The sequence below is a fragment of the Mesotoga prima MesG1.Ag.4.2 genome (assembly GCF_000147715.2).
Classification (GTDB): Bacteria; Thermotogota; Thermotogae; order Petrotogales; family Kosmotogaceae; genus Mesotoga; species Mesotoga prima.
Genome location: NC_017934.1, coordinates 1,483,296 through 1,503,421, shown reverse-complemented (window position 1 = coordinate 1,503,421; position 20,126 = coordinate 1,483,296). Strand labels below are relative to the sequence as shown.

The 20,126-nt window shown below is 46.1% G+C and carries 21 protein-coding genes; 17 read left to right on the top strand and 4 right to left on the bottom strand.

Going from position 1 to position 20,126, the window contains the following annotated elements; translation table 11 throughout:
* Positions 1-1,290 (top strand): 3-phosphoshikimate 1-carboxyvinyltransferase, encoded by a 1,290-nt coding sequence (gene aroA, locus THEBA_RS07185; RefSeq protein WP_014731051.1) that lies wholly within the window; start codon positions 1-3, stop codon positions 1,288-1,290.
* Positions 1,291-1,444: 154 nt separating this feature from the next.
* Here aroA and THEBA_RS07180 read toward each other — a convergent pair whose 3' ends face one another.
* From THEBA_RS07180 to THEBA_RS07170, 3 genes are read right to left on the bottom strand one after another with little or no spacing between them, the layout of a single operon-like run.
* Entirely contained in the window at positions 1,445-4,162 is a 2,718-nt protein-coding gene (locus THEBA_RS07180) for a hypothetical protein (RefSeq protein ID WP_014731050.1), read from the bottom strand.
* A 15-nt stretch (positions 4,163-4,177) separates the two neighbouring features.
* Entirely contained in the window at positions 4,178-4,525 is a 348-nt protein-coding gene (locus THEBA_RS07175; protein ID WP_014731049.1) for a prepilin-type N-terminal cleavage/methylation domain-containing protein, read from the bottom strand.
* Positions 4,526-4,533: 8 nt separating this feature from the next.
* Complete coding sequence (locus tag THEBA_RS07170; RefSeq protein WP_014731048.1) at positions 4,534-5,097, bottom strand: PulJ/GspJ family protein; 564 nt, start codon at positions 5,095-5,097, stop codon at positions 4,534-4,536.
* An 809-nt stretch (positions 5,098-5,906) separates the two neighbouring features.
* On the opposite strand from THEBA_RS07170, the gene THEBA_RS07165 reads away from it, so the two are divergent.
* From THEBA_RS07165 to THEBA_RS07135, 9 genes are all read left to right on the top strand, one after another.
* Entirely contained in the window at positions 5,907-6,179 is a 273-nt protein-coding gene (locus tag THEBA_RS07165; RefSeq protein ID WP_236609108.1) for a hypothetical protein, read from the top strand.
* Positions 6,180-6,678: 499 nt separating this feature from the next.
* Complete coding sequence (locus THEBA_RS07160; protein ID WP_006486873.1) at positions 6,679-7,044, top strand: hypothetical protein; 366 nt, start codon at positions 6,679-6,681, stop codon at positions 7,042-7,044.
* A 78-nt stretch (positions 7,045-7,122) separates the two neighbouring features.
* Positions 7,123-7,284, top strand: coding sequence for a hypothetical protein (locus THEBA_RS14390; RefSeq protein WP_006486869.1), 162 nt, complete (start codon positions 7,123-7,125; stop codon positions 7,282-7,284).
* A 97-nt stretch (positions 7,285-7,381) separates the two neighbouring features.
* Positions 7,382-7,510, top strand: coding sequence for a hypothetical protein (locus THEBA_RS14800; protein WP_269078245.1), 129 nt, complete (start codon positions 7,382-7,384; stop codon positions 7,508-7,510).
* The gene (locus tag THEBA_RS07155) at positions 7,500-7,928 is read left to right on the top strand and encodes a PHP domain-containing protein (RefSeq protein WP_041928116.1); all 429 of its coding nucleotides are present in this window, start codon (positions 7,500-7,502) and stop codon (positions 7,926-7,928) included. Before THEBA_RS14800 ends, THEBA_RS07155 begins: the two co-directional genes overlap by 11 nt.
* Entirely contained in the window at positions 7,906-8,268 is a 363-nt protein-coding gene (locus tag THEBA_RS07150) for a hypothetical protein (protein WP_041928114.1), read from the top strand. Before THEBA_RS07155 ends, THEBA_RS07150 begins: the two co-directional genes overlap by 23 nt.
* Positions 8,256-9,266 carry a Gfo/Idh/MocA family protein gene (locus THEBA_RS07145; RefSeq protein WP_014731046.1) on the top strand — a complete coding sequence of 337 codons (1,011 nt, stop codon included), beginning with the start codon at positions 8,256-8,258 and terminating at the stop codon, positions 9,264-9,266. The genes THEBA_RS07150 and THEBA_RS07145 overlap by 13 nt, the downstream gene beginning before the upstream one ends.
* A 1-nt stretch (position 9,267) precedes the next feature.
* Complete coding sequence (locus THEBA_RS07140) at positions 9,268-10,242, top strand: Gfo/Idh/MocA family protein (protein WP_014731045.1); 975 nt, start codon at positions 9,268-9,270, stop codon at positions 10,240-10,242.
* Between the two features lie 70 nt (positions 10,243-10,312).
* On the top strand, positions 10,313-10,984 hold the full coding sequence (locus THEBA_RS07135; RefSeq protein ID WP_236609107.1) for a class I SAM-dependent methyltransferase: 672 nt from the start codon (positions 10,313-10,315) through the stop codon (positions 10,982-10,984).
* Positions 10,985-11,185: 201 nt separating this feature from the next.
* On the opposite strand, the gene THEBA_RS07130 is transcribed toward THEBA_RS07135, so the two are convergent.
* On the bottom strand, positions 11,186-12,199 hold the full coding sequence (locus THEBA_RS07130) for an SIS domain-containing protein (protein ID WP_041928443.1): 1,014 nt from the start codon (positions 12,197-12,199) through the stop codon (positions 11,186-11,188).
* Positions 12,200-12,324: 125 nt separating this feature from the next.
* On the opposite strand from THEBA_RS07130, the gene THEBA_RS07125 reads away from it, so the two are divergent.
* The 7 genes from THEBA_RS07125 to THEBA_RS07095 all read left to right on the top strand — a co-directional run bounded on the left by THEBA_RS07125 (position 12,325) and on the right by THEBA_RS07095 (position 20,100).
* Positions 12,325-13,134, top strand: coding sequence for an alpha/beta fold hydrolase (locus THEBA_RS07125; protein ID WP_014731042.1), 810 nt, complete (start codon positions 12,325-12,327; stop codon positions 13,132-13,134).
* Between the two features lie 142 nt (positions 13,135-13,276).
* Entirely contained in the window at positions 13,277-14,329 is a 1,053-nt protein-coding gene (locus THEBA_RS07120; protein ID WP_014731041.1) for a 3-oxoacyl-ACP synthase, read from the top strand.
* An 11-nt stretch (positions 14,330-14,340) separates the two neighbouring features.
* A complete protein-coding gene (locus THEBA_RS07115; RefSeq protein ID WP_014731040.1) occupies positions 14,341-15,087 on the top strand; it encodes a beta-ketoacyl-ACP reductase in 747 nt (248 codons plus the stop codon).
* Positions 15,084-16,262: a TetR/AcrR family transcriptional regulator gene (locus tag THEBA_RS07110; protein ID WP_014731039.1), complete on the top strand. Its 1,179-nt coding sequence runs from the start codon at positions 15,084-15,086 to the stop codon at positions 16,260-16,262. The genes THEBA_RS07115 and THEBA_RS07110 overlap by 4 nt, the downstream gene beginning before the upstream one ends.
* On the top strand, positions 16,259-17,557 hold the full coding sequence (locus THEBA_RS07105; RefSeq protein WP_014731038.1) for an acetyl-CoA hydrolase/transferase family protein: 1,299 nt from the start codon (positions 16,259-16,261) through the stop codon (positions 17,555-17,557). Before THEBA_RS07110 ends, THEBA_RS07105 begins: the two co-directional genes overlap by 4 nt.
* Positions 17,558-17,567: 10 nt before the next feature.
* Positions 17,568-18,767, top strand: coding sequence for an acetyl-CoA C-acetyltransferase (locus tag THEBA_RS07100; protein WP_014731037.1), 1,200 nt, complete (start codon positions 17,568-17,570; stop codon positions 18,765-18,767).
* 97 nt (positions 18,768-18,864) lie between these two features.
* A complete protein-coding gene (locus THEBA_RS07095) occupies positions 18,865-20,100 on the top strand; it encodes an ABC transporter substrate-binding protein (RefSeq protein ID WP_014731036.1) in 1,236 nt (411 codons plus the stop codon).
* Positions 20,101-20,126 lie beyond the last annotated feature (26 nt).

Here is a 20,126-nt window from a genome sequence, read left to right as displayed (position 1 = left end):
ATGATAGCCTTTGCTTCAAAGCATAATCTTTCGGGTAAGCTCTCTGTGCCCGGTTCAAAAAGCCATACAATAAGAGCGGTGTTGATTGCCGCGATGGCAAAAGGAGTCTCTACAATAAGAAACCCTTTGCCGAGCGAAGATTGTCTAGCGGCTACCAGAGCTGCCAGGGCCTTCGGATCCGATGTGAAAATTGAAAAGGGAGTATGGACGATAAAGAGCAGCCCCGAGGGCCTAAAGATTCCCGACGATGTCATTGACTGCGGGAATTCCGGTACGACCTTCTATTTTGCCACGGCGATCTCGGGGACTCTGAGTGACTACGTTGTTCTTACGGGAGATTATCAGATTCGTAGAAGACCCGTTGTGAAACTGCTGGAAGCAATGAGAAAACTGGGGGCCTTCGCCGTCACGACGAGAAGTGACAGCGATGCGGCTCCCGTCATTGTAAAAGGACCAATGAGGGCAGGGACTATTGTTTTCGATGGAAAGATGTCACAGTACATTTCTGGAATGCTCCTGGCATCGGCGAGGCTCGAGGGAAAAACCAGGATCGAAGTTCAGAAGGCCATAGAAAGGCCTTACCTCCAGATGACCGTGGATTGGATGAGCGAACACGGGATAGAAGTCAAGTATGATGAGAAGAATTACAGTTTCTTCGAAGTAGAAGGACCTCAGAATTACAAACCGGTCGATACTGCAATTCCCAGCGACTGGGAATCCGTCGCTTTTCCACTAGTCGCTGCACTCGTAACTGACTCGGAGTTAGTAATAGAGGACCTGGATCTCTCGGGCAGCCAGGGCGACGCCGTAATTGTCGACATACTCAAAGAAATGGGCGGAAATGTAACTCTAAACAGATCCAGCAACTCTCTGAAGGCAGTTGGAGGAACTAAACTCAGGGGAATCACCATAGACTGTTCAGACATTCCCGACGCGCTTCCAATACTTACTGTCGCAGCCTGCTACGCTGAGGGAGACACAGTATTGACCGGAATTGAGAGCATAAGGGTAAAAGAGACAGACAGAGTCGAGGTCATGAAGAGAGAACTCTCGAAAATGGGTGCATCGATCGAGGACACAGATCACCAAATGATCATTCACGGCGGAAAGAAACTTACCGGAGCAAAGGTCCAGAGCCACGACGACCATAGGGTTGCAATGTCTCTCTCAGTCGCTGGCCTATTCTCCGAAGGAGTAACCGAAGTCAGCAACGCCGAATGCGTCTCGGTATCATTTCCTGGCTTTTTCGAACTCATGAACAGCATCGGAGCTGGCTTCCAAACGAAATAGAGAGCCGACGTCGCTAATGGGTCTAGAATCATACAATTGAGCAGGAATCAAGGGGGAAAAAGAAACCCGGCGAAAAGGCCGGGTTTTGTTTTTAGACTCATGCAAAGGATCTCAACAGGTCTATGTCAAAAACAATGAACTACGTACAGTTAAACTATCTCATCGATGTGCCCATCACCTCAAGGATATTTGATTCCGGAGAAGCAAATGGAAGGTCCTCGTTTCCGTACAGCCTCTCGTCGTAGTAGTTGCGGCTTTTGAAACCGCCTGAAGTAGTTCCTGCAGGACCTGCTTCAATGGAAACCATAGTGCCAAACAGATGCCTAAAGCCCATATCGACATTGTAGCGATCGTAGTCATCTATGAGAATCTGTCCCGTATTGCTATGCCCACTATTTTTCCCGAACGCGAAAAGGTTAGTAAATAGCTTAATGTTCTTAATCGCATCTCTTCCACTCGAACTGCTCTGGTAAGGCATTACAATATTCCCGTTAGTAGCCACAAGATTGAGCATGTCGTTCAATGATGCGTTGGCCGCTGAAAGGTTTGGGTTGTAATTCGAGTCAAAAGCAAGTCCTGACTCATCTACATAGCTTCTGAAAGTTGAATCATTCAGCATGTCGTTATAAAGGACATCTCCATAAATCCTGATATCTCCTTCTTTCGACCTAATTGTGTATCTCCCGTCAATCACAGTTGCTTCTCTTCCCAGTGTTGTTCCGACCCCTCCAGGTATTCCCGCACCTCCCGTTTCAATATCTTCCTCTACCACGTAGTATCCTTTGTTCGAGAAAGAGGTCGCCTCGGTGGTGAAAGAAGGGTAGTCGTCCTCATCGTGCGAATTTACCTTCATAATAACGGTAGTGTCGAAGTTCATTTCAGAGAAACCATCGGACGGAGTTATCAAATACATGTCGACATCTGCATCTGCAATCTTTTGGCCGCTACCACCCCCGCCTATTACGTCCCAATCAGACCATTGAGAATAACTCCAGTCTGACCATACTGCTATTGCTACAGGCCCCTCGATGCTTGAATTGTGACTCCATGATCTGGGTCCCTTTTGAGATGGGCCACTCTTACCAGTGAACCTCCATTCCCATCCGGTGAAGTTAAGAGAAAAAACAACTGTTGACATTTCATATTCCATGGGGTATCTGTTCGCAACTCGAGTTCGCTCTCTTATCTGTTGGCTGCCACTTGATGATCTTACTTCCCTATCCCACTGATAACTGATCACAGAAAATGAAGATGAGCTCTCAAAAGCTCCTGATCCGACAAGATTGTTTAGTGAAGAACCGAGAAGAACATCTGACGATATAGTTACATTGCTGGCCATGTCCAATATACTGAGGTTTCCGGTCGTTTCTACTTGAACAATGCTTCTTCTTTCCTCAATGATCGGGGATTCAAATTCTGAAAGCGTTACGTGGTCGCTACTGATTATCTCTCGCAATTCCTCATACGTGAAGCTATCATCAGTTATGTTGTCGTTCTTCCCGAGAATAGAATTCGCAGAGAGTTTCCGGTGATCATCATCAATTATCCAGGCTTCAAGTTCATCTAGAAATTCATTGCTATTGATTAGAAGAGCTTCAAGCCATTGCGTGTCCTCGTATCTTATCTGCTGTAACGTTTCGGTCTCAGTGACTTGAGAACCAGAGCTTCTCTCGGTGTCTTTCAAGTAGAGGCCGAGAGAATTCTGAGGTAAAACGCTGCCCATCTCAATAGCATTCAGCATGTCTTCCAGCGAGGTCGTATTTGAGTAGTGGCTTTGATAGTATTCTTCCATCTCATCGAATCTCGTTTCAAGGTCTACTATAGTTTCCTGACTAACCTTGATACTCCCTGCTCGCAGAAACCAGGGTAAAAAACGGCTGTTGAAATCCCCCGAAGAAGCGTTGTCTACAAAGTCAATAACTGAACCTTTCACTCTCATTTCTCCTTGCACTTCTTCATAAGAATCTGCAACAATTACCTCATTGAACCCCTCGAGAAATACCCATGTTTCGCCATTCTCCACGTGTACTGCATAGTACTTGTTGTTGAATCTTTCATCATCAAAATCACCGTCGCCATCCGTATCAACGCGTATTGTCTTTCTTCCTTCCCAATCCCCTTGAAGGGCAAGGTCGATGTTTGCATTCTCGCACCAAACCTCACCATTGAAGATCGGGCCATCTCCAGAAACATCGTCAGGATCAGGCGGAATCGTTGCCTTCATTCTGAAACCACCGTTTCCAGCTCCGCCCTGACCTACGGACCCAAAGAAAGTCGGTCCATATATCACCGATCCAGGATACCAGAAGGCAGTTGAGTTACTTTCTAATTCAAATCTCGACCAATTGCTGAAGAAACGCGGGCTCGCAAGTCCCCAGAAGTAAGCACTCATATTCCCCTTAGAGGTCCTCACGATCGCGAGAAGTGTATTTGGAGATGATTTGTAAGGGATTAGAACCATATCGTCGAAGGTTCCCCCCGTCACTTCATCAAAAACCTTAGTCAAATCAAATCCTGGCTTGTAGAACCTCTCGTCAGAGAACTTCGAAAACAAATCCTTCCATGCCAGATATTCAAGAGTATCACTAGCGAAAAGACCGAGAAAATCCTCGTACATTGTCGGGGTAGAAGTAAGTGACATGTAGAAATTGTCGGTTGACAGATTGAGATAGCTTTCTTCAGCGAATTTCCTCTTCAGGTATCCGAAATTCGCGAAGAATGCATTTCCCCCGTTCACCTGCAGCTGCGCCTTGCTAATCCGTTGAAACAACTCTGAGGTAGTTGAAGAAGTTCTGTTTAGAAGCGCAACAGAGATTACTGTAACTGACATCATTATTATCAAGGTCAATGGCAAAACAAGCCCTTTCCTCATGTGGCTCACTCCCAATCACTTCTGCATTACTGCAGTGAATGTTGCTTCGCGGCTCTTGTCCTGTACATTCATTATTGAGATTGCTGCTTCAAGCTTTTCCAGGAGACCAGAAGAGACACCTTCTGCAGCTAACCTGTCAAAGAAAGATCCATCTTCAGATACTTCCAATCCGTAATCGTTAGCTCCGCCCGATCTCCAAAGATTGGTGATTTCGTATCTTATTTCTGTGTAATCTTTCATTCTCGCATTTGACTTGCTAAGAGTCGAGTGTATTGTCAGAAATATCTGAAATACGGTCACGATTATTATCGCAACAACAGCCATTGTGATAATCATTTCGACCATAGAAAGTCCCTTCTTCATAGTCATCCTCACTTCACATTTATCAATCTCACAGAAGACCTGTGAGTTCTGGTTCCATCGGGCGAAGAAAGCATTATGCTATATGAAACCGATCCTCCGTCGACAGACTCAAATTCCAAATCTACATGGTCAAATGAGCTCGAAGAGAAAATTATGTCCTCGCTTTTGTCAAAAGACTCAATTACATCTGCAGTACTATCAGCGGGAAAGTCCCCTTGACCACTCTGTTTTTCCCATATGAAAAGCCGACCTTCATCTATATAGAATTGCTTTGTCACCTTTCCTCTGACAAAAGGCAAAGAAACCATATATCTCAATCCTTTTGCCGGACCCTCTTCACTTTCCCTTACAAGTGTTATCTTTTCAACATTCGGACCCGCCTTTGAAAGCTCAGCTTGAATCAGACTATCAACCCTAAAGAGCTCTGAATACCTTTCCACCTCTCCAAGAGCTATTCTTGATCTTCTTGTGAGGTCAGTAAACATAAGCAACACAGAAGCAAGTACTATCGTAAAAACAGCCAAAACCACTGCAAGTTCGACAAGTGTAAGACCGGCTCTTGTTCTTTCCATTGGCTAATAACCCCTCCTTCAAGAGAAGTCTTCAATCCAAATTACAAGTCCACCAAGCACGGATAGATGGATAGATAGATCTAATATTACGTAGCAACTTTATGCCAAGACCACGGACCAGAGAAATCTCAAAAGAGATTTACGGATACTGCGGATTTGAGAACTGTAAACTCGAATCAAGCGATCGCAGTCTTGTTTGCCTGCTGAGGTGTAGAATACTAAAGTTCTCACAGGAATCTCAAAATATTCGCGTCAATCGGCCGCTTCTCTTAGAAGTGGATTTCAACAAATCAGTCGCATTAAGGAAACTAATTTCCGCAGCCTCGAATCTTAATGCTCACATTGCCGTCTTCCCTGTCATTAGCAAGTCACGCGTTCTAGTTCGCTACCAAATTTGATTCGAAGGGAGTTATTGAGTCCTCATTTCAGAAAAGTTCGGCAAGAGTAATCATTCTTTCGCTTAAATCTTGCGGAATAATCCTTTCACTTTGAACGTCCTCCTTAGCTCATAAGGAAAGCACCCTCGGGTCTCGATTATCGTGTAGAGAAGCGAGAATCATTTGCCACCCAAACTGGAAGAAATGAAGCAATAAATCATCAGAAAGCTAGGGACTTCTTCATCTTTTATTGTCTCGAAATCCCCTGATTTGCTACAAAAACTTTGAGCTCAATCTTGTTTTCTGCAAAGAACTGCGTGTAAACAGCCGAGCTTACCTATGAACTTGGATAAACGCCACATAGGCATTGTTTTGCATGGTTCTTTTTGTCAACAACGCTTGGCCGTTGACTTAGTTCTTGAGGATGCAAAGGTGATCGCTTTGAGAGAGAAAGAGAAAGAGATAGTGAAAAGGCAGATCAAGGAACTTGTGTCAGAGTACGCTGAGAAAGTTCTATGCAGCAAGGCAGAAGCTATACTAGACAGCAACCTGCTCAAGGACGAGGAAATTGAGGATCTGATTCAAGATGGCAGGGCATATACATTGGCTATTGCGCTGATTAGCGACTGGTTGCTTTCCCTGCCATATCCTCTCGAAGGCAAGTCATACAAGAAGCTAAGAAAGCTATTAGAAAAACTCAGATAGAACCCGGACTTCAATTTTCCGTTCTCTGAGCGAGAAAAATCACATTGCAACAAAATCCGATGAAATAGGCAACTCTGTAACTGTTCAACATGATTCGTCCAACAAAATGCAACTTGCTCCGTCAACACGACCAAGGTCAAAAGAAAAGCAGTGTAGCGTAGTTACATCAAAGAGCAGCCTTTCCCCCGGCTGCTCTTTGAATTATTGGATGCATAATTGTAAGAGCTGAACAACCCCAGAAGAAAGAGACTTCTTGATAATCAGGAATAGGCTAAAATTACGAACAGATCTGCTCATATTAAAACAATCTAATCTTCTTCGATAGAGAAACCCACCAGTCTACTCTAATCACGGACTATTAGCTGAAACCCGTTTTCTCCCAAACCACCGTTTTGTTATACTTTAATTAAGATGAAAACACAAGTGAGAGTCCATTTCTGTTTCTCACCGTAGTTCATTTTTTCTCAGCATAAGTGTTCTTAAGTCAGGCGGATTGACCATGAAGAATTCAGTGAGATTCGTGCGTGCCTTTGCAACGACAGAAGGGGAGTTTAGCAGATTCAACGAAGATAATCAGATCGATGAATTCTCCAGATCTTTGAGAGGTTTGTCGAAGAGTGACAAGGTTCTCAGGAGCTTTCTCGAGGTTCTTCTGGAATATTCAGAGTTACGCAACGCGATAGTCCAGACAGTAACAGCCGATACCGGACCTATCGCAGAGCCACACGGCGAAGTAGTTCAAGACATAGAGCGGATCGCTCGTATGCTCAATGATCCGCCAAGGATTACTTCTGTATTTGGATACGAGAAAGTAGCGAAGATAGACACAAATGACAGCCTGGAAAAGGCTAAAGATTATTGCTGAAAAATCATATTCTCAGATCCCTGTATACCATGGTGATCAATTCAAAGGAATCCTGACGACAAGCGCAATAGCCGATGGATGGCAGGTGCAAGTGAAGAAGTAAGGGTAAACATAAGGAAAACGTGGGCCCGTAATGTGATGGAGTATGCCGAAGAAGACGAGACCGTGGAATTTGCAAACAGAAAGGCAACCCTATCGAATATCGTCGCCTCATTTGGTGAATTCAGAGCTCTTGGATAAAGACTCAAGGCCATATTTGCGACCGAAAACGGGAGGATTCGGCTATCATGGAACCGAGGGCGAGGAGGGAACCGTGATCGCTTTCTGGGGTAGCATGATGAAACGCTGCAGAATACCTGCGGCAAAGCTGGTTGATATCGTGCCGATGACATTGAAGATTCTCTCTATAGAAAGCAAAAGGAAATTCGATGGTGAAAACATCTGGAGCTGTGATGATGAGCGTTGATTTCGATTTTCATACGGTCTTTTCCGACGGTTCGATGTCCTTCGAGGAGGTTCTGACAGCGCTGCGTAATGCCGGTCTGTCGAAATGCGGGATAACCGATCACTTCGAAACGGGCTTGCCCCATTCGGTGGCCGTGTCGGAGGCTCATTATATGGATCTGTTCAACCGGTTCAAAGAGAAAGCGAGAAAGTCTGGCATAGAGGTTCTTCTGGGCGGCGAAACGGGGTTGGGACCGGACGGCTTGATGCTTCCGGCGAAGGTACCGCCCTTCGATTTCTTGATCGCCAGCGTGCACAGGGTAAACTGGAGGCATAAGAGCGAATCCGACTACTGGAGAGAGTACAGGACTTACATAGAGCGCGGAATAGAAAAGGGAGGCTTTCAGGTTCTCGGCCATGTCGAGGGATACCCTTCCTGACGCCTCTTGGAGCGAGCAGCCCTTCGATGAAAGGCGCGAGATCGAGCGTTACTACGCCGCGAAGTATCTCGCCCTCGACTGGTACGCCTCGATAGGTCCGGCCCTCGTAAAGAGCGGCGTGGCCGTGGAGATTCACGAAATGTCCGCATCGCCCAGGCTTGAGGTGATCGATCTCCTCCGGCGCAGGGGCGTGCGGTTCTCTTACGGGACCGATTCGCACGGTCCGGAACAGCTTTTGAAGAGAGAGTTCATAACCAGAGTGTTGAATTGCATCGGATTGAACGAAGCCGACATATTCAAACCGGAAGAGAGAAAAGGAGGAGCGAGATGCATTCGATAGCGATACTTGGAGCGGGGATGATGGGAAACGTCCACGCGAGGGCCTACAGGGCCATCGATCAAAGAAATTCCCTCTGGATAGTCGATCCAATCGAAAGCAGGGCAAAGGCGATCTCAGAAAAATACGGAGCGACCGTCGCCAGCTTTGAGGAGGTTCTGGAAAACAGCAGTGTAGACATTGTAGGTATCTGCACGCCGACATTCACGCACAGGGAACTTGCCGTCAGGGCGCTCAAGGCCGGCAAGCACGTCTTCTGCGAAAAGCCCGTGGCGCTAACTCTTGAAGACGCAAGGGCAATGGACAGGGCGGCCAAGAAGAGCGGAAGGAAATTCATGGTGGGCCACGTTGTACGCTTCTTTCCGCAGTATATAAGAGTTAAGGAACTTGCTGCCGCCGGAGACGTGGGTGAAATTGTAATGGCAAGGCTTTACAGGGGAGGTTCATTTCCCTCTCACGGTATAGACAACTGGTTCGCCGATATTACAAAGAGCGGGGGCGTCTTCGTAGATCTCTCAATACACGATTTCGACTTTCTCAGAAAACTGCTGGGCCCCGTGAAAACCGTCGAAGCGAGGTCAGTAACGCTGAGCTCGGAGAGGAAGAAAAACTCTTTCGACCATGGCATGGCGATTCTGAGGTTCGAATCCGGCGCCCTGGCACACATCGAAGGCAGCTGGGCCGAACCGGCCGGGATGCCTGTTAATTTTGGAACGTTCTACGAATTTGTCGGCACTAAGGGAATGATAACCAACAGCTACGAGAGAGAGACGATGCTTCGTCTGCAAACTTCGATCGATGGAAAGCCGAGATACTTGCAGGAGAATCCGGCCTATTTTGATCCGTACACCGAAGAATTGAAGTCCTTCATACTCTCAGTAGAGAAAGACAGAGAAGTCCCCGTTAACGGGCAAGAGGCCATAGAATCGTTGAGAGTCGCGCTGGCGGCCAACATGTCTGCAAAACTGCACAGATCGGTCGAGCTTTCGGAGGTGTTTTGAGATGACGAAAATCGCGATCCTAGGTATTGCACATATGCACGGTTACAGCTATGTGAGAGCCTTGAAGAGAATGAATGATATCGAGATAGCGGGGCTTTACGATGAGGACAGATCCAGGATGAACAAAGCTTGCAAACACCTGGGCATAAAGCCCTGTGAAAAGCCAGAAGAACTCGTCGCTCGGAGCGACGGTGTGATAGTAACGAGCGAGAACTCTACCCACAGGGAGTTCGTCGAGATCGCTGCCGGAGCCGGAAAACACATTCTCTGCGAAAAGCCGATCGCGACAACGGTAGAAGACGCGGAGGCGATGATTGAGATTTGCCGCGAGAACAATGTGAAGCTTCAAATAGCCTTCCCGGTCAGGTACAGTGCCTCCGTGAGAAAGGCCAGAGAGATCATCGCGGGCGGTCTGCTGGGCGAAGTGGTGAGTCTGGTGGGAACAAACCACGGGAGAATGCCGGGCGGCTGGTTCATAGACCCGGTGCTGGGCGGTGGCGGTGCCGTTATGGATCACACCGTGCACGTGGTGGATATAGTGAGATGGCTTCTTGACTGCGAATTCACACAGGTTTACGCAACTTACGGTACCCTTATACATGACATACCGGTCGAAGACTGTGGACTGGAGATGTTCAGACTTTCGACTGGCCAGTACATGACACTCGACTGCAGCTGGTCGAGACCAAAGACCCATCCTTACTGGGGAGACGTAACTCTTCACATAGTCGGAACTGAGGGAACGCTCTTCCTGGATGTCTTCAACTCAAAGATCGAGGTCTATTCCAACGAAAAGGGTAGTCGATGGGAAGCTTATGGTGACAACTTTGATTGCCTTTTGATTGAGGATTTTGTTGAGGTTCTTAGGTCAGGGAAGGATCCTTTCACAAGAGGAGAAGATGGACTTGAGGCTCTCAAAGTCGTTGATGCTGCTTACAAGAGCTTCAGAGAAGGCCAAGAGATTCAGATCTGCTGACTGATTCGGATTTCAGTCATATTGCACTGTTGCCTGGAGTATAATCTAGATGATAAGGTAGAGTTACGAGGTGAGTCATTTGAAGCAGCATTACGATCGTGGAAAACTTGAGCAAGAATTTGACAATCTTCCCGAGGCCTCTCCGATTGCAGATATTGATCCGTTCAAAGGTGATATCATCGCAATGGTTGGTGCGCTCGCACTTGATTATCTTGATCTTGATTCCGGAGATACATTACTTGATATCGGAACCGGCAGAGGAAGGTGGGCCGTGGCCGCCAGTCCTTACTGCAGAAAAGTGATAGGCATTGACATTAGCAGAAGGATGTTAGAAGATGCAAGATCAAATATTGCCAGCGCGGGTGTTGAGAACGTCGAATTCTTTAGGGGCTCCTTCGAGAACCCGTGCGAAGAAGTGAACCTATCAAGAATGAACATAAACAAGGTTGTAGCCATCTATTCTCTTCACCATCTTACAGATCCGATGAAGATGGAAGCGATTTCGAAGCTTACGCAGATTTTGAAGAGGCCCGGTAGGATCGTTGTTGGTGATATTATGTGGTTCGACGATCCTGGAAAGCACAGGGATGCGTGGGACGAAGTTTATTTCGACGACAACGAATTAGATCACCCGGCGAGCATTTCATTTATGAAAGAAGTTTTCCAGCATTCAGGTGCGAACGAAATTGAAGTTGTTCAGATTCATCCGTTGGTGGGCTTGATAAGCACAACCTTTTTGTGAGGATTTTGGTTGAAGCCATGCAGGTTATTACAGGCATCAGATATAAGGGCAGCTGCAGTTCGTAGATAGAACCCTACAGGTACCAACTAAACGGAAGAACCGGTATAAGTTTTTTCCCTTGAGCAGTCCCAAGCTCCAGTAAGGTCGTAAATCTTCAAGGCCACTTCCAAAGAAGTTGTTTTTGCTTTCAAAGCATTTTGATTATTCTTTGGTGGTCACCTTTGTTCCAAATACACCTGAGCCGGGATCGAATCCCCTATTTCTGGCGATTTCTTCAGCGGTTTTCTGAAGAAGATTCATCATGGGAATGAAAGCAAGGACTTCTTCCAGGCCATCGGAAACGTATATTGATTTCACATTCCCCTCTCTCGAATTCGTTAGGGTAATCAAATCGCATTTGTCGTAAATGTCATTGTGGAGTTCCTGCATTAGGTCGTAAGTCTCTCCCTTGGGATTCATGGTGATTACAACGGGCTTGTCTGCAAGCAAGTCGACGGGACCGTGTCTGAAAGAGGCTCCCGAATAGAATATGAGACTTAGCTTGGCAACTTCAGCAAACATTAGCCTCGCCATCTTTCCAACACCTATACCAAAACCCCTGGCAACGAGAATCCTCTCCCTTTTCTCAGATAACATAGCTGCAAGCCATGATAAATCATGCGACAAAGCTTCGTCCATTCTTGTGGGCAGGTCAGAAAAGTTCAATCTTCTTGCGGTTCTGAAGGCTGAAATCATCAGAGTTAAGACAATGCTATTCACGAAGGTTTTTGTTGCACCCATAGATCTCTCATTGCCCGCGAAAAGCGGAAATACTCTTTCATCAGGGAAAGCCTTTGCCGCGCTGCTCTTTTCGTTGTTGGTTACAAGTGTCATAGAAGGCAGAAGCGCTTTGTTTTCTTCGATGAATCGGATTAGTTCTGCGCTTTCTCCTGACTGACTGATGAGAAAGATTGTTGAGTATCTTTTTAGCAGTTCTTGGGATGAGTAAGTTATGATCTCCGACATCTCGAAGCTTTCTGCGTCGATGCCAGAGTATCTTAGAAATGAAGCCGCAACCTCTGAAGCATGAAGAGAAGCTCCCATGCCTGTGAACAGGACTCTTTCAAAGTTTAGAGACTTCGCTTTCTCAAAGACGACGTCAGATGTGGAAATAATGGTTCTTACTGCTTCTGATTGCTCAAGCATATCTTCCAGAAATTTTGACAAATCATTCATCCTTTCGTGAGACAAATTCGATGATCTATCGGTCCAGGGGTGTCATTCACTTTAAAGTCTATCATCAAAGATTGGTTTTGACTAATCAGTGAAATCGATGCAATAATAAGGATGGAGGTGAATTTATGGCACTGCTCAGAACTAGCGACGGAACTCAAATCTATTACGAAGTACACGGAGATCAATCTAACCCACCTGTTGTTATTCTCAACGGAATTATGATGTCGGTCCCCTCGTGGGCAGGATTTGTTCCCCACTTTTCAAGGCACTTCAGATTGATTCTGATGGATTTCAGAGATCAGGGCCGATCTGAAAGAAAGGATTCACAGTATCACATCTCCATCCACGTTGACGATCTAACCGACCTGATCGATGCGCTTGAGATTTCTAGCGCAAACGTAGTTGGTCTCTCCTATGGAGGCCAGGTGGCAGAAATGTTAGCAATAAAGAGACCGGAGAGAGTAAATTCTCTAGTACTCGCCAATACTCCCGCCCGAATTTCTCCATACCTTGCAGAACTTGGCGAAGCGTGGAAAGAAGCTGCAGAACTTAAAGATGGAGAGCGGTTCTTCAAGCTGGCAATACCCTTCATCTATTCAGATTTCTTCTACAATCGTAATCTGCAGTGGCTAAAAGAAAGACAGAAGATGTTCAAATCGACACTCAACGGAGAATGGTTTGAAGGGTTCATAAGGCTTATTTCTTCAAATCCCGATTTCAATGTTTTGGAAGAACTTGACAAGATTCAGTGCCCGACTCTGCTACTTGGTGCCGATCGAGACATCATTACACCGATAGAAGAGATGAAAGCAATTCATGAAAGAGTCAGAAATTCGGAATTTCTTGTCATAAAAGATGCCGGTCACGGAGCTTTCCTCGAAAAACCAGGAGAATTCATGACAGCAATCATCGGGTTCGTACTTAAGAATTGTTAGAAAAAGGGACGATTTGGTAGTTATTCATCTTCTTTCGTCGATAATCATCAATAAACTACTTTAATTGAATTTACCAACCGGATCAGTTTAGTGTATTGTGAAAGTGAGAGATGATTCATCTTTCATATATGAGAGATGAATCATGACACGCAAGCCACAAGGGGTGATCTTGGTGAGTTCAGTTCCAATAATTGGAATAGCGGGGATCGGGACATACATACCTGAGACCTTCATGACTCCAGAGGAAATTGCTGATTCCACAGGCATTCCGCAAGAGGTAATCGAACTGAAATTTGGAGTGAAGAGAAGACTGGTTCCAGGTCCCGGTGAAACCACAAGTAATTTGGGAATAAAAGCGGCACGGAAAGCTCTTGAGAATGCCAGGATAGATCCCAAAGACATTGATCTGTTAATCTGGAACGGCGCTCAGCATAAAGATTACCCTTGCTGGCTGGCCGGATTGAAGGTTGCAGACGAAATCGGTGCTGTAAACGCCTGGTCTTTCGATATGGAAGCCATGTGTGGATCTATGATGGCCGGCATTGACGTGGCAAAGAGTCTCATGATCGCTAGAGACGATGTCAATACTGTTCTGCTAGTGAGCGGCTATAGAAATGTGGATCTTATGGATCTTTCTGAACCATCAACATCATTCATGCTTGATGTAGGAGCCAGCGGGGCCGCTGTAGTTCTTAAGAAAGGCCATAATGAAAACGTCGTCCTATCTTCGGCCTTTAAGGGTGACGGATCATTTTCAGAGTTGTGTGTTGTCCCTGTCGGCGGGACAAAGAAGTGGCCTATGACCCCCGAAGATACGCGGAACTATCATTTCTCCGTCCAGGGAGATACTGCAGAGTTCAAGAAACGCCTCGGAGAGACTACAATGCCTAATTTCTACTGGGTGATTAGAGAGTCACTCAGAAAGAGTGGCTTCTCCGAAAGCGATATCGATTATTTAGCTATTTTGCATTTCAAAAGATCGGCTCATTTTGCAGTTCTTGAAGAGCTCGGGCTAAAGGAAAATCAGAGTACTTACCTTGATTACTACGGCCATCTTGGGCAGAATGATCAGATTCTCTCGATAGAATTAGGTTTGATGGAGGGAAAGATTAAAGATGGTGACGTGGTTGTAATGGTTGGTGCCGGATTGGGCTTCGTCTGGGCAGCGACGACAGTAAAATGGGGCAAGAATTAGGAGGCGAAAAGGTGAGAATGGAAGGTAAAGTCGTCATCATAACTGGTGGCGCAAGTGGACTGGGTAAAGCGGCAGTCGAAAAGTTTGCCCGCGAAGGAGCGATTGTCTACGCCTGCGATATGGACGTCGAAGGATTGGATAATCTGAAGAAGGAATTTTCCGAGCTTCCGGGCAAGGTAATTCCGAAGAGACTCAACGTGACGGATAGGCCTGCAATAACTGAACTTATAGGTGAAATCAAAAGCGAATTCGGCCGCATCGATGGGCTTATCAATAATGCTGGAGTGACTAGAGACGCTCTGATTCAGAGAATGTCCGAAGAAGATTGGGACCTGGTTATCAACGTCAATTTGAAAGGTGTTTTCAACATGACGCAGGCGGTTGCTCCAGTGATGATAGATCAGGGTTATGGTTCGATTGTCAATACTTCATCGATTGTCGGCGTATACGGAAATATCGGACAGTCTAACTACTCCGCTTCAAAGGGAGGAGTTATTGCAATGACTAAGACATGGGCTAAAGAGTTGACAAGAAAGGGCGCGAAGATAAGGGTAAACGCTGTGGCACCGGGTTTCATAAAGACGCCTATGACTGAGAAAATGCCTGAGAAGATACTGGTGGCACTTGAAGAGAAGATCCCTCTTAAAAGAATTGGACTCCCTGAGGAAATTGCGAATGTCTACTTCTTCTTGATTTCCGATGAGTCGAGTTATTTGACCGGTCAGGTAATTGGCGTTGACGGGGGTCTCGTAATTTGAAGGTCTCTCGAAGCGAGAGAACAAGACTACAGATTAAAGAGGCGGCTGAAGAGCTGTTCAGTCGCCTTGGTTTCGAGATGACCTCTGTTGCGAACATATGCAGAACCTGCGGACTGTCAAATGGAGCATTCTATAGACATTACACTGGTAAGGAACAGGTATTCAAAGAAATCGTCCAGGATATCAAGACCAGGTTCGAGTCCGCCTCTGCTTCGGTCATGGGAAACACTGTAGAAGAGAAGCTGTATAACCTTTACAGAAAGGTCTTTGATATTCTTTGGCAATCGCGGAGAAAGTTCATTGCCTTTCATGAGGCCGAGTACAGGTTTCCTGAAGTGGAAAACTCCGTTGACAAAACCTACAAGGACGCTCTTCTCTCAACTGTGATAAACGATAGGTCTCCACTTTCAATGCCTGAACTGTGGTTTCTTATTGGAAGCTCCAGGTTTGCCGCCATTTACTGGATCATATACAACGATACAAGGGTGCCAGATTCGACAGTGCGATCTCTCGTCGACTTCACCCTCAATGGTTTTGTTAAGTCTGAAGAGCTGGATCGAAGGTCTCTGGAATTCACTCTAGATAGAGTAAGAGCGAACGGTGAGGGAAAGGCTAAAGAGGTCATCCTTTTGGCGGCAGAGAAACTAATGGGGGAGAAGGGATATTTCGGTACATCGATATATGATATCACAAGTAAGGCGGGCTACGGACAGGGTACGTTCTATCTTCATTTTGAAAGCAAGGGGAAGTTACTTCAAGAGCTTGTTTATCAGGCAAACAGAAATCTGAGAAGAACGATGAGAGATGCGGTCTCCGGTGTTGAAGGCAGGTTAAACAAAGAGATTAGGTCCTTTAAGGCGTTTTTGCTCTTCATGGATGTTCACAAGGAGCTATATAACATAGTTCGTGAGTCGGAGTTTGTACAACCTGAGACTGGACGTTTCTACTATGAAAGGCTCTTAACTTCTTACATAAGAGCTCTTGAAGAGGCTAGATTGAAGGATGAGATTAGATCGATAGACTCGCGTGATCTCGGCGTCTTTCTGATGGGCATTGGACACTTCATGGGGCTTGATCTTCTTTTCAAATTGAAGAAAGACTACGAAAAATGGAACGAGTATTTGCTGGAACTGGCTTCTCTTATGGCAAAAGGTTATGGAGGTGCTTTTAGTTGAACTGGAATGATGAATACAGAAAGAAGAAGATATCGATTGATGAAGGTCTGAGAAACATTAAGTCTGGAACAAAGATTGTGACAAGCATGGCGGCAATGGAAGCTCAGGGTCTTCTAAAGAACCTCCACAGAGTTGAGGACGTAGAGAATGTGGCCGTTGCGACTTGTTTGACTATTGGAGAGTATCCGTTCTTCGTTAATAAAGAATATGAAGGCAGATTTCTGAACGAGTCTTGGTTCCATTCGGTGGGTGCCAGGAAGGCAGTCAGCAGCGGCCTTAGGACAGTGACATACATCCCAAACAATCTTCATGTTGCAGGTATTGAGCGTATTGTGGCAAACAAACCCGATATTTTCTGGGGTGTTGCCTCGCCGATGGACAGAAATGGATACATGACCGTTTCGTTGTCCACGGTATATGAAAGAGATATGGTAGAGAACGCGAAGATGGTAATTCTGGAAGTAAATGAGAAAGCGCCGAAGACTCATGGAGACACTCACGTTCACATAAGTGAGGTCGATTATGTGATAGAAAACACTTTTGACATTCCTGAACTGCCGGACACTGAACCATCGGAGACTGAAATGAACATCGCGGGACATATTTCTTCGCTTGTTGTAGATGGAGCAACTTTGCAGATTGGAATCGGAGGGATTCCAAACGCCGTTGCAAGACTTATGGAAGATAAGCACGACCTAGGAATTCACACCGAAATGTTTACTGAGTCGATGATTCACTTGTTCGAAAAGGGAGCGATAACAAATAGGAAGAAGAGTCTTTGGCCCGGAAAGTTTATTGCGACTTTTGCACTCGGCACAAAGGAAATGTATTCTTTCATTGAGGACAACCCTGGTGTGCTTCTGCTCAGAGGCAGCTATGTCAACGATCCGTACGTTGTCTCGCAGAACGAAAACATGGTCTCTATAAATACGGCAATCTCTGTCGATCTCACGGGGCAGGTGTGTTCCGAAGCAATTGGAACTCGGCACTATAGCGGTACCGGAGGACAACTAGACACTCATAGAGGTGCCTCCATGGCTAAGAATGGAAAGGGAATCATCGCACTTAGATCGACAGCAAAGAAAGGCGCCGTTTCTACAATCGTCCCTCTTCTTCCGCTTGGCTCACCCGTTACCGTTCCAAGACAGGATACTGATTATGTTGTAACCGAGTTTGGGATTGCTAGGCTTAAAGGTCTCAACGTATTCCAGAGAGTAGAGGCCTTGCTGAATATTTCTCATCCGGACTTCAGATCAGAGCTAAGAAAACAAGCTCGCGACATTGGATTAATATAGGAGGTTCTTGATGAAAAAGGTCTTCATTGTTGGTGCAAAAAGGACTGCAATCGGTACTTTTGGAGGAACTTTAAAGGATGTACCGGCCGTGGATCTTGGAGTTACTGCTTCAAAAGCCGCAATAGAGCAGTCGAAGGTCGATCCTAAGAAGATTCAAGAGACGATAATGGGCTGTATTCTAACTGCAAACCAGGGTATGGGACCGGGAAGGCAGGTATCGATTGGTGCAGGTGTTCCTATTGAGAGCCCCGGATACTCAGTAAATATGCTTTGTGGTTCAGGAATGAAGTCCACAATGATAGGGGCGCAAGATATTCTCACAGGCGAAGCCGAGCTAGTACTTACCGGCGGTATGGAGAATATGTCTATTGCCCCATACATGCTAGACAAAGCAAGGTTCGGATATAGAATGGGCAGCGGTACCATAGTTGATCATATGATACGGGATGGCCTTACGGACGTTTTCAATGACTACCACATGGGAGTAACTGCTGAAAATCTGGCCGAGAAATACGGTATAAGCAGGTTCGAGCAGGACGAATTTGCACTTCAAAGCCAGAAGAGAGCCAAGGAAGCGATTGCGACAGGAAGGTTCAAAGATGAAATCGTTCCGGTTGTGATAAGGGGAAGAAAGGGAGACGTCGTTTTCGATACCGATGAACACCCAAGAGATACCAGCATGGAAATCCTTGGCAAACTCAGGCCGGCCTTCAAGAAAGATGGTTCAGTAACCGCCGGGAATTCTTCTGGAATAAATGACGGTGCCAGTGCAACAGTCCTTGCGAGCGAAGACGCAGTAAAAAAATACGGATTGAAGCCGATAGCAGAAATAGTCGCTTACGCTCAGGCCGGTGTTGACCCCGCCTATATGGGATTCGGTCCCGTTCCAGCGGTCGAAAAGGCACTCAAAAAGGTCTCAATGAACATAAAGGATATGGAGTTGATAGAGCTTAATGAGGCATTCGCTTCTCAGTCTCTGTCAGTACTGAAGGGTCTCATGGAGATCTACGGGGTTTCAAGGGAATGGCTTCTTGAGAGAACTAATGTCAATGGAGGTGCGATTGCTCTTGGCCACCCGATAGGCGCATCGGGAAACAGGATAATAGTTACTCTCCTGTATGAAATGGAGAAGAGAAATCTCGAGTTTGGTCTAGCTTCTTTGTGTATTGGCGGCGGAATGGGAACCGCAGTAGTAGTAAAGAGAGTCTAATCTCTTGCAAATCGTAAATACTGCGTTTCTGTAATGAAGTCTAGATGTACTAGTGCACCAAAAATCGTTATGAACAACCTACGTAGGAGGTGGGAAAGTGAAAAGAGTACTGTTAGTATTATTGGTGGTAGCTGTAACTGCTTTTGTTGCATTTGCTGCCACTCCAATCAAGATTGGTGCCGTCGTACCCCTGGGAGATATCACGGGTGACCAGTCTGCAAAAGCAATGAAGCTTGCCATCGACGAAATCAACGCTGCAGGGGGATTACTTGGTAGACCTCTGGAGCTAATTGTAGTGGATAGCGAGCTGAAGCCCGAAAAGGGAGCTGCAGCAATTGAGAAACTTGCTACAGTAGATAAGGTTGATTTCTTTGTTGGAGGTATGGCATCTTCAGTCCATCTTGCGCAGATCCCAGTAATGAAAAGGTATCAGAAGATCACTATCTGGAGCGGCGCGGCTTCATATCTATGCGAGAATGCAGTTGGACCGGACGCCGACTGGTATTTTCATCTTCATCCATGGGACTACCAGCAGGGTGCCAGCTACGGTCTGGGTTGGACAGAATTAGCTGAGGCTTATCCCGACATCGAAATTGAGAAAATCTTCCTTGCCTATGAAGAAGGCGGTTTTGGATCTGCCTCTCATGAATCCTATCTTGTGCTTCAATCTCAGGCCAATCAGGGAGAAGGTGCGTGGGCAGCTGTCATGGGAGACTATATGGGAGTCTCCTTCAAGAGTGCGGCGCTTGGTGGAGGAGACTACAGAGCAATGCTTCAGCAGGCTAAGGCCTATGACCCGGACCTTTTTGTTTGGGCAGGTTACGATGCCGATGCTCTTCCGATGCTTCAGCAGGCTAAGGAAATTGGTTTTGCTCCAAAGTTCTTTGTTGGAGCACCTCCAGGCTGGCCGGCACATTTCGGAGATTCTCCTCTAGCAGAAGCGGTAACACTCTACGGAATGTGGGCACCAACAATAAACAAGGTAAGTCCAACTGCAGAGCACTTCTGGAATGCTTACATCGAAAAGTACAATGAAGAACCGGCAACTTATTTCGCACCACTGGGATATACAAACATCTACTTCCTTGCGGAAGGAATCAAAGCCGCGGGAACTCTTGACAAGGCAGAACTGATAAAGGCACTAGAAGAAGTAGAATACGCTTCACCGATAGGAGAAGTCCTAAAGATGTCTCCAAGCAATGTAATAAAGCATCAGGGATTCACTGGTCAGAAAATACTTCAGTGGCAGGGCGGAGAACAGCAGGTTATTTGGCCGCTAAATCTCAAGACCGCTGAACCGATTTATCCATTTCCTTCTTGGGAAGGAAGATAAGTAGTGTGAGGTCGGGCACTCGTGCC

Excerpts from the sequence above, each read along its gene's own strand:
- THEBA_RS07145 (WP_014731046.1), top strand. The coding sequence starts at position 8,256 with ATGCATTCGATAGCGATACTTGGAGCGGGGATGATGGGAAACGTCCAC.
- THEBA_RS14800 (WP_269078245.1), top strand. The coding sequence starts at position 7,382 with ATGAAACGCTGCAGAATACCTGCGGCAAAGCTGGTTGATATCGTGCCG.
- THEBA_RS07180 (WP_014731050.1), bottom strand. The coding sequence starts at position 4,162 with ATGAGGAAAGGGCTTGTTTTGCCATTGACCTTGATAATAATGATGTCA.
- THEBA_RS07155 (WP_041928116.1), top strand. The coding sequence starts at position 7,500 with ATGAGCGTTGATTTCGATTTTCATACGGTCTTTTCCGACGGTTCGATG.
- THEBA_RS07175 (WP_014731049.1), bottom strand. The coding sequence starts at position 4,525 with ATGAAGAAGGGACTTTCTATGGTCGAAATGATTATCACAATGGCTGTT.
- THEBA_RS14390 (WP_006486869.1), top strand. The coding sequence starts at position 7,123 with ATGGCAGGTGCAAGTGAAGAAGTAAGGGTAAACATAAGGAAAACGTGG.
- aroA (WP_014731051.1), top strand. The coding sequence starts at position 1 with ATGATAGCCTTTGCTTCAAAGCATAATCTTTCGGGTAAGCTCTCTGTG.
- THEBA_RS07100 (WP_014731037.1), top strand. The coding sequence starts at position 17,568 with ATGAAAAAGGTCTTCATTGTTGGTGCAAAAAGGACTGCAATCGGTACT.
- THEBA_RS07150 (WP_041928114.1), top strand. The coding sequence starts at position 7,906 with ATGTCGAGGGATACCCTTCCTGACGCCTCTTGGAGCGAGCAGCCCTTC.
- THEBA_RS07140 (WP_014731045.1), top strand. The coding sequence starts at position 9,268 with ATGACGAAAATCGCGATCCTAGGTATTGCACATATGCACGGTTACAGC.
- THEBA_RS07160 (WP_006486873.1), top strand. The coding sequence starts at position 6,679 with ATGAAGAATTCAGTGAGATTCGTGCGTGCCTTTGCAACGACAGAAGGG.
- THEBA_RS07120 (WP_014731041.1), top strand. The coding sequence starts at position 13,277 with ATGACACGCAAGCCACAAGGGGTGATCTTGGTGAGTTCAGTTCCAATA.
- THEBA_RS07130 (WP_041928443.1), bottom strand. The coding sequence starts at position 12,199 with ATGAATGATTTGTCAAAATTTCTGGAAGATATGCTTGAGCAATCAGAA.
- THEBA_RS07170 (WP_014731048.1), bottom strand. The coding sequence starts at position 5,097 with ATGGAAAGAACAAGAGCCGGTCTTACACTTGTCGAACTTGCAGTGGTT.
- THEBA_RS07125 (WP_014731042.1), top strand. The coding sequence starts at position 12,325 with ATGGCACTGCTCAGAACTAGCGACGGAACTCAAATCTATTACGAAGTA.